8 protein-coding genes are annotated in these 12,989 nt (G+C 47.8%); all 8 read right to left on the bottom strand.

Translation table 11 applies throughout. From position 1 onward, the window contains the following. Positions 1 to 24: 24 nt before the first annotated feature. The 8 genes from DWY63_RS14015 to addA all read right to left on the bottom strand — a co-directional run bounded on the left by DWY63_RS14015 (position 25) and on the right by addA (position 12,973). Positions 25 to 1,080, bottom strand: coding sequence for a LacI family DNA-binding transcriptional regulator (locus tag DWY63_RS14015; protein WP_117802470.1), 1,056 nt, complete (start codon positions 1,078 to 1,080; stop codon positions 25 to 27). Positions 1,081 to 1,470: 390 nt separating this feature from the next. Further along, complete coding sequence (locus DWY63_RS14010) at positions 1,471 to 3,867, bottom strand: hypothetical protein (protein WP_117802469.1); 2,397 nt, start codon at positions 3,865 to 3,867, stop codon at positions 1,471 to 1,473. Between the two features lie 50 nt (positions 3,868 to 3,917). After that, a complete protein-coding gene (locus DWY63_RS14005; RefSeq protein WP_117802496.1) occupies positions 3,918 to 5,699 on the bottom strand; it encodes a class I mannose-6-phosphate isomerase in 1,782 nt (593 codons plus the stop codon). Between the two features lie 145 nt (positions 5,700 to 5,844). After that, complete coding sequence (locus DWY63_RS14000) at positions 5,845 to 6,561, bottom strand: GntR family transcriptional regulator (RefSeq protein ID WP_117761900.1); 717 nt, start codon at positions 6,559 to 6,561, stop codon at positions 5,845 to 5,847. Between the two features lie 68 nt (positions 6,562 to 6,629). Next, the gene (locus tag DWY63_RS13995) at positions 6,630 to 7,517 is read right to left on the bottom strand and encodes an ROK family protein (protein WP_117802495.1); all 888 of its coding nucleotides are present in this window, start codon (positions 7,515 to 7,517) and stop codon (positions 6,630 to 6,632) included. Between the two features lie 275 nt (positions 7,518 to 7,792). Further along, positions 7,793 to 8,359, bottom strand: coding sequence for a hypothetical protein (locus DWY63_RS13990; RefSeq protein WP_117802468.1), 567 nt, complete (start codon positions 8,357 to 8,359; stop codon positions 7,793 to 7,795). A 118-nt stretch (positions 8,360 to 8,477) separates the two neighbouring features. After that, entirely contained in the window at positions 8,478 to 9,179 is a 702-nt protein-coding gene (locus DWY63_RS13985; protein ID WP_117761898.1) for an ATP-binding protein, read from the bottom strand. A gap of 107 nt (positions 9,180 to 9,286) precedes the next feature. Further along, entirely contained in the window at positions 9,287 to 12,973 is a 3,687-nt protein-coding gene (gene addA, locus DWY63_RS13980) for a helicase-exonuclease AddAB subunit AddA (protein WP_117761926.1), read from the bottom strand. Between the last annotated feature and the right edge of the window lie 16 nt (positions 12,974 to 12,989).

Genomic DNA, 12,989 nt, shown 5'->3' with positions numbered 1-12,989 from the left:
CGTCCTTTTTTCTTTTTGCTTGGTTTACTCAAGATTTTTTCCTCCTTCTCCCGATTGCTCGGGCTTATCACTTGATCCGTTTATCTTACAAACGGAATCCCGGTAAATAATCTTTCCGGGAATGCGGTATACCTCGCCGCTCTTTTTCTGCGGTTCATTCATATGTTTGATCATACGTTTTGCCGCAAGACGTGCAATCGCGTCGGTGTCAACCGCAACCGTGGTGAGCGACGGACTGCACAGTTGTGCATAAATGGAATCATCAAAACCGGTCACGGAAACATCCTCCGGTACGCAGATTCCACGCTCTTTTAATGCCTGCACTAATTTGAATGCGGTGGCATCGCAGTTACAGACAAATGCGGTGGGCAGCTTCTCCGGTAGCAAAAGCGGAATGGCAATGCCTTCATCGCTTCGGTCCGGGATTCTCCACTCATTTTTCGGGGAAATTCCCTCCTCCAGCATTCTCCGCAGATATCCGAGATATCGGTCGGAAATACTGGTTGTACTTCCTACGGTTCCGACAAATCCGATGTCTGTGTGGCCCTGCTGGATCAGGTAATTGGTCAGCTCATAGGAGCTGTAAATATTCTCGGTGATGACGGAATCGGATTTGTGGGTTTGATCGTAGATGTCCACATACACCTTCGGGAGATCAATCTGTGCAATCTGCTCCCGGACACCCTTATCGAGAATACCAAGAAAGATCAGGCCGTCGAACAGCCCTCTGGTCTGTATCGTGTTCATGTCCGACGGGAGTGTTGCTGTTGTCGGAGAAATCATGATACTCGAACAGGATGCTCTCTGCAGCTCGTAGATGATCCGCTCGTACATTGCCATATAAAATTTTCCTTCGTCTCCGGAGCTGAACCGCGGACTCATGATGATACCGACTTTTTTGCTCTTCCGTTTTCCGTAGTCCGGAAGGACATAACCGGATTCTCTCGCAAGCGCAAAAATCTTTTCTTTCAGTTCTTCTCCCACGCCGTCTTTTCCGTTCAGCGCCTTGGAAACTGTTACTTTACTGATGCCCAGCTTATCTGCCAGGTCCTGCATGGATACTGATTTTCTCTCTGCCATGTTACCAACAGCCCCTCTATTTGTTTCTTAACTTGTTTTTATATGTTAACATCCTTTAGAAAGATTGTCAATAGCCTTTTCGTTATTTTGTATATTAAAATTCTTATTTTCCAGTCCTAATTTGTATAGATCGAGGAGTATTCTTCTGTTTCTTTTGATTTTTTAGACAGAAAATCTGTGTTCTTGTGTTAAGTCACATAACATCTTAATATTAACGCAGTACTTTTTCGCCTGTTTTCATTTTTAACGAAAAAGCAGCGGAAAGTCTGATTTTTTCGTCTAATTGTCATACTCCCCGCTGTCTTTTTTCATCTTCTGCTGTTTTTCATACTACCGCCAGACAGCCATGGCCTCATTGCCTGACACCGCCGTAAAACCGCGGAACAATGATTACCCGCAAATAAAGGTAACCACACCCTTGTCATTATCTGACAGGCTTTCCATATCTTTCTCTGCGGTTCCCTGCTCCACAATCTCCACTCCATAACGGAACTCACTGAATCCGGACAGGTCCATCTTGAAGTTTGTTTCCCATGTGTTATTCATAATCCAGCTGTAAATCGGCCGTTTATTATTCTCCTCTTTGTTATCGCACAGAAGGATTGGGTGGGATTCCATCTCCCCCATGTAAAGTAACGGTGTGTCAAAAGTATTAACCATAATCGTCTGATCTTTTGTCCGGTAAACGAGCCCTTCATCCGCAATATAGTATTCCATATTGGTGCCAGGAAGCTGATCAATACCAGGGCGCATGGTAACACCTCCGTTCTGGATCATCACTTCCGCATTCGGAAGATTTAACGATAACGGAAGGTACAGGCTTTCGATATCCTCGCTTAATGTTTTTGCTACCCGGTAAGAAAACTCAATTTTCGGAAGATGACGGTACATTTTGATCACAACACTGCTGTGATACGTTCCCTCTAGGGTAAAGATCAGTTCTACTTTGGTAAACACCGGTCCGTGATCCAGAATTTTCACATCCGTAAGGTCACCCTGATACTGCTCTGCGTGAAGTCCGCGGATATTTCTTCCGATCAGACTGCGTTCCGCATAAACCCCCTTCCGTATTTCGGTGCGTTCATAAACCGGCGTGAAGAACGTTTCCAGACCGGATTTGCACATTTCAACCTCTGCTTTTTTATTGTAAAAGGAGGTAATACCCTCTCCGACTTTCCATTTGATCTGAAAGAAATCGTTTTCCAGACCGTAAGGCAGTTTGTAACTTTCCGGATCGTACGTGTTCACAATATCGCGCACCCGCTCTGCGCCTACCCAGGCAGTTCTGGTGAACAGGGTCTGGGACGGAGCCGGCTGCTCTTCGTACGTGAACGTTTTCTCTTCCATTGGCTCAAATTCTGCCAGAAAACTTATCAGGACTCCGCGCGGATGAGCAGACAGCTGCACCTCCATCTCCTGTTTTGTTTTGTCATCGGTTACTTTAACTGCAGAAAGACTTAAAGTTTCTACGTAAAATTCTACCGGAAATACTCTCTTTTGATGGCTTGTGGAAACAGCTTTCACTTTGCCGGACAGATTGTAATACCGCAGGATATCACCCAGTTTATGGCACTGCTCATTTTTACGCATTGCCGCGGCCTCATGTGCCTTGGAAGCATAGCTGTTTTTTCGCATATCCAGATTTGTTACCATGGTATCATACGGATTGGTTACCGTAGCAGAATGACCCCAGGTGTGCTCTGCATATAAAAGAGAATTATCGCCATATGCCTGAATCAGTTCTTTGTTATGTACCCCTGTTTTTTCTTCCAGTCGGTCGCAGATATGGTTCAGTCGTACGGCTTCTTTGTAATGTTTTACCGCATATGGTGTACTTCCAACGCCATTGCCCCACCAGTCATTGATGGCACCCCGATACACTGGTGCATCCTGCACTTTATCCCGGATTTTGTCATACAATTCCTGAAGCGTCACCATATGCATGGTGACTTCTTCGCCATATTTTTCATTAAACAGCGCAACCGTATCTGCAATGGCCGGGTTGATCGGCGCATTATCCGAAAAAACGCCGGAAACACTGGTGATATAGAAATCGTACGGATAACCGTTTTCTTCATATTCCTTTATGCTCGCAGCCAGATTCGTGTGCAGATTTTCCAGAAGTCCTGTCACATCACCATTCTTTTTGCCGAAGTAGTTTTCCGTCATAAAATTAACATTTTTGTTCAGAACAATGCCGAGGGCATTTCCCAGGTTATAATGCTCACCATTCCATACCAGCAGACGCTGTCCGTTCTCATTTTCCCAGAAATACGGTTTCTGGTTCTGATACAGCGGATACATGCCGTGATGGGTATGGATATTGGTATACAAAAATTCTACTCCGTTTTCGATCAGGGCATCGCGCTGTCCCATGGAGATACCATTAATATCTGCAATCATGGCTGTTTTGATCTGGATTCCTTTTTCGCCGCAGATTTCCTGCATCGTATGGATTTTTTCTTTCAGATATTTGCAGTCGGCAAGATCATTAAAGTTCAGATAATTGGCAGACAGACCGATGTTTCCTTTTTTTACCAGATCGAAAAACTTTTCTTTTTCTTCCTCCGTTGCCATTTTGAAGAACTGCTCCACGCAGTACCATGTCTCACAGTTCCATTTCAGATCTTTCTGGGTTGTGTTGTTTTTGATTCCATTTTCAATCAGTTCGACTGCCCGGCGGATGTTGTTTGCCTGATTGTAGATCACCTGCTCCTGCAGATCGGTGTATCCCACGTCAGTGTGGGAATGATGTACGATGTAGACTTCTCTGATTTTGTGTGTCATGATAATTTCTCCTTTTCCTGTTCTATGTTGCTCAAAATTTTTATCTCTCTTTACCCCACAGATGCCACCAGCATTTTAATCATTTCGCCCTCTTCCGGTACAATCCGGTATGTTCCGACCGCTGCAGGAACGATGGCGGTTTCTGCGTAATGTACCGTGAACGGTGCAAAGCTGCCATCCATGCTCTCGATGCGGGCACTTCGTCCCTCCACAAGATTCATCACATGAACCGTGTCATCCATCGAGATGGTGTGCGGCCCGGAAAGTGTATAGCGGATTGTGTCGATAAACTCGCGGCTGTGCAGTCCGGTGCGCTCTACTTCACAGTTTTCTGTTTTTTCCAGCGTTTTCTGCTGGCCGACGATATTGTCGTACACCCATTTGGTATCGCGGTTCCACTGGATATTTTTCATACCGTGGTCGAGATGGATCGGACGCGGCAGTCCATCCATGCCAAGGCGGCCCCAGTCCCAGAGCTTAAAGGTAAAAATATACGGTGTCGCGCTGATTTCCAGTACCATTGTATTCTTGCCGGAACAGTGCACCGTTCCTGCCGGGATCAGCACATGATCGTGTTTTTTGACCGGAATTTTGTTGACATATTTTTCAGCTGGGAAAAGTTCTTCTCCTTTTTCTGCTGCACGAAGTTCCCGCCCCATCTCTTTTTTATCCACGCCTTCTTTGAGACCGAGGTATACATACGTTTCCTCGTCTTCATCGGCATCCAGAAGATAGTAGCTCTCATCCTGCGTATATGGCATGCCGAATTTTTCATAGATATATTCGGTCAGCGGATGTACCTGCAGGGAAAGGTTCTGACCGCCCATCGTATCCAGCAGGTCAAAACGGATCGGGAATTCTGCGCCGAACCGGCCGTGGACTCTTTCACCCAGCAGTTCATGCGGCGCATAGAAGACAAGATCCTGTGCCGGTACTTTTAAGACTTTTCCGCCGATTTCCAGATTCAGGCTGTTTTCCTCCGGAACTCCGTCAAAGCTCCACGCGAAATTTTCCTTCGATGCATCCAGACCAAAGTTTTCCTTCATCCACTGACCGCCCCATACGCCAGGGTCGAAATACGGCTCCATACGAAATGGCTTTCTGGCAAGCTGCTGCAGTGCGCCTCGGAAGGCATTTCCCGTTGTAAGAACCGGTGCATTTTCTTTCTCCGTATCCAGAAGATACGTGAATTTTTCATACCGCTCTTTTTTATAGCGGTCCGCCAGACGCCATTCAATGAAAAATCCCCGTTTATATTTCGTCAGGATCGGATCATTATAATTGGTACTGTGCCAGTTTGGCATGCCGCTCCGATAGCGGAGCTGAACTTCCCAGCGGGTCAGATCGCAGTAAACAAGTAGATCTGCCTCGGTCAGAAGCTCTGCCGCTGTACCAACGATCACGATCAGACCACCGTTTGTATCTTTTTCTTCCGCACGTTCTGTCTCAATTGCTTTTTTCATGGTTTCCAGCTTTTCGCTCTCAAACCAGGTGTCTATGGTTTTATGACACATAATGCCGAAAACACGGTCATCGGTGATGTAATCTTTAAATTCTCTTAACAGCGTTTCTTCGTCTTTGGCACAGTCTTCGATATCAAAAATCCGGTCTGGCTGCAGCGCATTGGCCAGTTCCATTATTTCTTCTTTTCGTACACCCGGGTACAGATCAAAGGAAAGAATACAGGTTTTCTTTTCTTTCTGTTTTTCCTGAACCGCCCGTTTTAATTCTTCAATGATCTCCTTTTTTTCATCCCAGATTTCATTTTCATATCCTGTGATTTTCATTTGCGGATGTAATTCGTAGTTTCCATATTTCTTTTTTAAATTCATTTGGATTCTTTTCCTTTTCTTAATTTTTCTTCCATCCATTGGGGTGTTTCCTGCGCCGATCAGACCTATCATCTTTGTTTCAACGCTTTCGCATCTGGCGGATTTCGCACTTCTGTCCGGTTTCGTTTTTTTACATGTCATATGTTTACAGTTCCACCGTGTACTTATAACGATTTCCCGGATAATAGCAGATCGAATATTCAAAAACCTCGCCGCCCTTCCGGAATGTCTGCCGTGTCCGGATAAAAATAGGCATCTGCGCATCAATTTTCAGTGCTTTCTGCACCTCTTCCGATGGAAGTGCCGCCTCAAGCGTATCCCGGCCGGATTCAATATAGATTCCATGTTCCTCCCGCAGATACTGATACAGCGATTCCATGTATGGCTCCGGCTCTGTTGGCAGTTCGCAGATTTTTTTCAGATACGTAATGGTATAGACCATGGGTTTTCCCACAGCATTCCTCACACGTTTCAGGCAATAACATGGCTCCGTCAATGGAATCTGCAGACTTCTTGCTACCGTTTCCCCGGGACTTATCAGTTCCATCTTGCAGTATGTTGTCTGCATTTCGATATGATGCTTTTTCATTTCTTCCGTGAAACTGATGACACCTTCCATCTGCTCTTCGACTTTCTCGTAGACAACATCTGTTCCGATGCCACGCCGTGCACGTGCGTAACCGCTCTGTACCAGATTCGCCATCGCCTGGCGTACTGTCACACGCGAAAGCTCGTACTTTTCCATCAGCTCTTTTTCTGTTGGCAGAAAATCTCCTTTTTTGTACGTACCGCATTCGATCTGCTGTTTCAGAATCTGTTCCAGCTGCGCATATAGCGGCGGTGCTCCCGGATTTCTATCCATTTTTGCAGTTTCTCCTTCTTCTTTTCTCTCCATAGCATTATATTTTTGTTTCTGAAAATATTTTTGCTCTATTGTGTTTTTTCAGGAAACTGTGACAACAGGCCTTCCATGGCACGGCCGGATGTTTCCGTTTCTATCTGAATCCGAATCTTTCTTTTCTCGCACTCTCTTTCCAGTTCTTTTCCAAACCAGGAAAAACTTTTTGCAATCTGTCCGCCCAGAAGCAGCAGATCCGGATGATATTTCTCCAGCACAGGAAGAAGGCCAGCCGCCACATCTGCTCCAAATCTTCTCCAGACTTCTTCTGCCTCCATGTTTCCCGCTTTTACCAGACCATACAATTCTTTTCCACTCCACACTTTTCCTGTCACAGCCAGGCTAATCTGCTCCAGACCGCGCACAGAAAGATAATCGTCCAAAATGGAATCTCCAAACGGCTGTTGATAAATCCATCCATTTTCCGGCACACCTTTTCCTGTTTTCACCGTTTTCCCGTTTTCTACAAAAGCCGACCCGGCGCCGGTTCCGATGCAGACGCACAGAATTTTATCCGCATCACGACAGTTTCCGTACCAGCTTTCTCCCAGTGCAAATGCTTCAATGTCATGTAAAAACAAAAATCGTGCTGATCCAAGTTCCGGCACGCGCGCCTTGATTTCTCTTTCCAGTGGAATCCCGTAAATGGCATCGTACTTATTCAGTCCCTGCATCCGGCTGATTCCATTTTCATAATCAAACGGACCCGGAATCGCCATCCCAACTCCGACAACACTTCCGTCTGCTTCTCTCATCAGTTCCCGGCAGATCTTTGCAAAATTGTCCAGAATCTTCTCTGTGCTCTTCTGCGCCTGTGCTGGAAATTTCCGGATTTTTGTTCTTACTCCATTTCTGTCCGACACACTTCCTTTGATTTCCGTTCCGCCAACATCCAGAAGGATATATTTTTTCTTCTCCATCCCGCTTCCGTCCCTTTTCATCTTTTCCCTGTATTCTTTCTGTTTATATGCCACTAGGATCTCATTTCTTTGTATTGGTTCTCCTGCCACCTTGTTATAATGTTATAACCTATTCATTTTTCTGTTGCAAGCGCCTGTCTGCAATTTTGTCTGCTTTTGCAAAACTTTGTGAAAACGCGATAATACGTTTTATGCACTTGGCGCAGAACGCAAAAAATCCCCTGTTTCCGGGGTTTTTTATACACTCCGGACAGAGGATTTTTCTTATTTTCTACTTATTTTAATATATTTTCCAATTTAACAAAAAGGTTATTCATCTCCTGCACCACGCTCTGCAGACTCTTTTCCCCGACATAGTTTCCAATCGCAAACAATGCCTTATACAAAAAATTAACCGCCCCCTGCAATTCTTCGTTTTGCTCTTTTGTTTCTTTCCGAAGCTGCTGCAGTTTTTCTGCCATCGGAAACAATTCCGCAAGAATCTGCTCTTTTCGTGCCCGATCCGACGGTTCATCTGTCTCCATTTCTTCGAGATCATAGTTATCTGTTCTGCCGCATTTTCCCTTGCACACTGCGCAATCCGGATTCAGACGGTTCTTTTCTGCCTCCACGCGTACAATCCAGGATTTCCCCTCTTCTTCCCTCAGCTCTTTTTCCGGATTTGCCGCACAAATTCCGCCAAGCAGAATCTCATGCGTGGCTTTGTCCGGGCGGTGACCATTGCTGTCACCGCTGGAAAACTCCTGCGATTCACCTTTTGCTGCTTCTCCTCTTCCATCTACCGACCGGGCCAGACCGATCAGCGCACCAAGAAGCTCCTTTTGTATCTTCGTCATACTCATTTTTCTAATACCTCTTACCGAGCTTTTCATTTTTTTCGTCTTACATATTCCACAAAGCAGAATGTACCAATTGTAAAAATACTTTTAAGGGCACACGCTAATTACTATATCTGATTTTCTACAAAATTTCCCCCTCCGTAGAAATCACCACGGTTTTCACCGGAATCTTCTTTCCACTCTCTTTCAGTGCCATCTTCACGGCACGCTCCATTCCTGCGCAGCACGGAACCTCCATGCGTGCAACCGTGATACTCTTAATATCATTGCACATAAAAATCCGCGCAAGTTTCTCGGAATAATCGATATCGTCAAGTTTTGTACAGCCTACGAGAACGACATGATCCCGAATAAAATCCTGGTGGAAGTTTCCATACGCATACGCTGTACAATCCGCCGCAACGAGAAGGTCTGCTCCTGCAAACATCGAAGCCCGCTCCTGCACCAGCTTGATCTGCACCGGCCACTGGCGGAGCCGGGACGGAACTGCTGCAGAATTTTCCTGCGCATCTGCACGGTCAATCGCCCAGCTGTTTTCACCTGCTTTTCCTGCTCCGGTATTCTCCTGTCCGGCCGCCTCTTTTGCCTTCCGCTGGTTCTCTTTTACCGCCTCCTCATCATACGGCAGCGCCTCCCGCTCCACAAACGAAATCGCATCTGCCGGACAGACCGGCAGGCAGTCACCGAATCCGTCGCAGTAGTCATCCCGGATCAGCTTTGCCTTCCCGTCAACCATCGCAATCGCACTTTCATGACAGGCATGCGCACAAAGCCCGCATCCTGTACATCTGTCTTCCTCTATCTGAACAATTTTTCGAATCATCGCTGAATCTCCTTTTTTCTCTTTATTTCTCAATACCTGTTTGTTTCTCAACTATGATATCATACTTTATCCCTGTTTTGACAGTTGTTTTTTCTAGTAGTTTTTTCCTACAATACCAACTCTTCATCCAGTGCCAGCGAATAAATAATTTTCTCTTTCACTTTCTTCCCTGTCGTCCGCTCCAGTGCCTGCTGGTAGTAGGCGAGCTGTTTTTCATACCTCTTTTTCAGCTCCCCGGCTTCTCTCACACGATCCGTTTTGTAGTCCACAAGAACAATCTCATCCCCCTCCGGGAACCATGCGTCAATGATTCCCTGCACGAGAATGGTTTCATCTTCCGGATAGGACGGATCTGCCTCACTTGCCGGAACGGACATCACAAACGGCTGCTCCCGCTTCAGGGTTCCATTTAGAAAGGCATTCCGCATCCGCATTCCGACCGGACTCTTTGCGAACGCCAGAACAGATTTGAAATAAATGCATTCCACTGCCTCTTTCGTCATTTTTCCTTCTGCAATCAGTTCCTCCGTCTGTGCCATCAGCTCTTTGATGCTGTACGCCCTGCGGTAATCGAGACATTCCAGCAGGCGGTGGTACGCCGTTCCGCGGTCAGCTCCCGTCAGGGCCTCAGCGTGATCCTTTTTCATAAAGCCCGGCACAATCGGTACGAGTTCTTCCTGCACAAACAGCTCTTTTCCGATCTCCGATTCCTCCATCCCTGCCTTTTTCAGCTGGGAAACCGTTACCTTTACCGGAATCTGTTTCTCATTCTCATAAGGATACTGATATGCAAACCGTTCTTCCACAAGCTCTTTCAGCGTCTCTTTTCTCGACGGCTGTTTCGGAATTTCCATGATTTTCTGTTCATTGACCGCGCGCTCCATCTGATGCAGCACCTCGCCCTCGACAAGTCCCGCCGGTGATACAAGACGGATTGTGACCGGAATTTTCTCCGCATACAGCGGATTTTCCTCATTTCCCGCAAGGCCGAACTGCTCATACAGCCCATCAAAACAGCGATTTCGTGAAAAAGCCGGGAGAATCCAGTCAAGATAGCCGGATGCGCTGCTTAAGGTTTGATACGACAGCAGTTCTTCCTGCCGTCCCGCATGTGCCGCACACTGTTTTACACGGCTCTCCAGCTTCGATGCCATGCCTGTCATGATCAGCTTCTCCTTCGGGCGTGTCATCGCAACGTAGAGCACACGCAGCTCCTCCGCCAGATTTTCCAGTTTCATGCTCTGGCGGATGATCTGCCGCGGCAGTGTCGCCTGGCGCACGCGGTGTTCGGGATCGATCGCATCTGCGCCGATGCCCATCCGGGAATGCAGCACCAGTGCTGCACGGCTGTCCATCTGGTTGAACGATTTTCCCATACCGGAGAGAAATACAATCGGAAACTCCAGTCCTTTACTCTTATGAATACTCATGATGCGCACGGTATCTGCGCTCTCACCGTAAATATTCACCTCTCCGAAGTCCACTTCATACTTCTGCAGCTGTTCGATATAACGAATGAAGTTGAACAATCCACGATAACTCGTCGCTTCAAATTCCACCGCCTTTTCCACCAGCATTTCCAGATTCGCCCGCCGCTGCACACCGCCCGGCATCGCAGATGCATAGCCACCGTAACCCGTCTCCTCGAGAATCTGTGTGATCAGCTCATGAATCGGCGTATACGGCACGCGGCATCGCAGCGTCTCAAGCTGTGCAAGAAACCTCCTAAGTTTCTCCCTGAGCGCTTCATCTTCCCCAGTCACCGCATATTTTCCACATGCCTCGTAAATTTTTACCTCTTTATCCACACAACGCACCGCCGCAAGCTCCGCGTCTGTGCATCCGCAGATGGGGGAACGCAGAATGGCCGTAAATGGAATTTCCTGACAAGGATTGTCACACAGATGCAGGTAATTCAGCACCGTCACAATTTCCTGCGTGGAAAAGTATCCCGTTTTTGATGTACTGTAAGCCGGAATTCCAGCCGCCTGCAGTACGCGCGAAAACGTCTCCGACCAGCCGCTGACCGCACGGAGCAAAATGACGATATCCCGGTACTGGATTTTCCGGTATTCCCCGGTCTCCTTATCCACAACTTCCTCATTTCCAACCATTTCCCGGATGCGCGCCGCAACGGCAGCCGCCTCCGTTTCCATCTTCGTCTCGCGGGATTTATCATCTTCCAGCTCCGGCGCCTGGTCGTCCAGCAGCAGAAGCTCCGTTTCGTATGCCGTCTGCCACGGATCCGTCTTTCCCTCTTCTTTTTTCGGGAACGCCGCACCCGCATGGAGGCTCGCCGCCTCGTCATACGCAATGCCGCCGAGCTCCGGGCTCATGAGTTTCCGGAATACATAATTCGCCGTCGCAAGCACCTCCTGCCGGCTTCGAAAGTTTTTGTCGAGATCAATCCTCTGCTGACTTTCTCCCTCTTTTTGATACGTGTGATATTTTTCCAGAAACAGCTCCGGCCGCGCCAAACGGAAACCATAGATACTCTGCTTGATATCGCCGACCATAAACCGGTTCCATCTGCCGTCCTCCTCGCCGGACACGGCAGAGAGGAGCGCCTCCTGGATAAAGTTACTGTCCTGGTACTCATCGATCATAATTTCCCGGAACTGCTCCGACAGCTCCCGCGCCGCATCGGTCCGCACCAGGCAGCCGTCTTTTTGCTGCACGAGAATTTCAAGCGCAAAGTGTTCCAGATCAGCATAATCGAGAATATTTTTGCTCCGTTTTTTCTCCGCAAACGCTTTTGCAAACTGCTCCGTCAGATCAATCAGCACCCCGATGGGCTCCCGGCAGTCGGCAATCTCCTCCGCAATCGCAGCGCTGTCCTTCTCAAAGAACTGCTCTTTTAACTTCTGCAGCTCCTTTTTGCATGCATCGCGCTCCGCCTTTACCTGATCTTTCAGCGTTTCACTCACATCGTCTGCCTTTTTCCGCGAAAGTGCTTTAAACTTCATTCCGGCCATCGCGCACACCAGTTCATCAAACGATTCTGTTTCCAGCAGTTCTTCCACCATCTGCTGGTCAGAAGCCAGCGCCTCATCATATAAATACGGTCCTCCAGAGCTTGCTGCTGTTTTCCGGTTTTCCTGAATCCCTTCCAGAATACTCGAGAGCCGCTTTTTCGCCTCGCTCATCAGCTCCTGTACCCAGATACTCTCCTGCACTGCTTCCGGTGAATCCATCTGGTACGCCGCCCGGCACTCTTCGAGCCACTGCTCCGGCCATGGATAGCTCATGGAAAACTCATACAGTTTCAGCACAAGTGCATCGAGCCCGTCATCCTGCTTTCCCGCCGCGTAGCTCTCCACAAACCGTGTAAATGCAGACTCCTTTTCCGTAAAGCGTTCTTCCATGACCTTCTGGATCACATCGCTTTTCATCAGACGGATCTCCCCTTCATCCGCCATGCGGTACACCGGATCGAGATCGATCATCTGAAAGTAATTTTTTATCACATAGGAACAGAAACCGTGAATTGTGCTGATCTGCGCATGGTGAAGCAGGGTCTGCTGCCGCTGTAAATGCTCATTTTCCGGGTTTTCCGCAAGGCTCTGCTGCAGAGCGCGGCCGATTCTCTCTTTCATTTCTCCTGCCGCCGCACGCGTAAAGGTTACGACAAGAAGCTGGTCAATGTCGATTGGATGCACAGGGTCTTTCACCATTGCAAGGATCCGCTCTACCAGAACCGCCGTCTTTCCGGAACCCGCCGCCGCGCTGACCAGAAGATTCCGGTCTCTCGCATCAATGACTTTCTGCTGTTCCGCTGTCCATTTTACTGCCATGTTCTTTCCCTCTTCT

This window comes from Blautia sp. AF26-2 (genome assembly GCF_003460955.1).
Taxonomy (GTDB): domain Bacteria; phylum Bacillota; class Clostridia; order Lachnospirales; family Lachnospiraceae; genus Fusicatenibacter; species Fusicatenibacter saccharivorans.
Note: the sequence above shows the minus strand (reverse complement) of the source record. Positions and strands in the feature narration are given on the sequence as shown.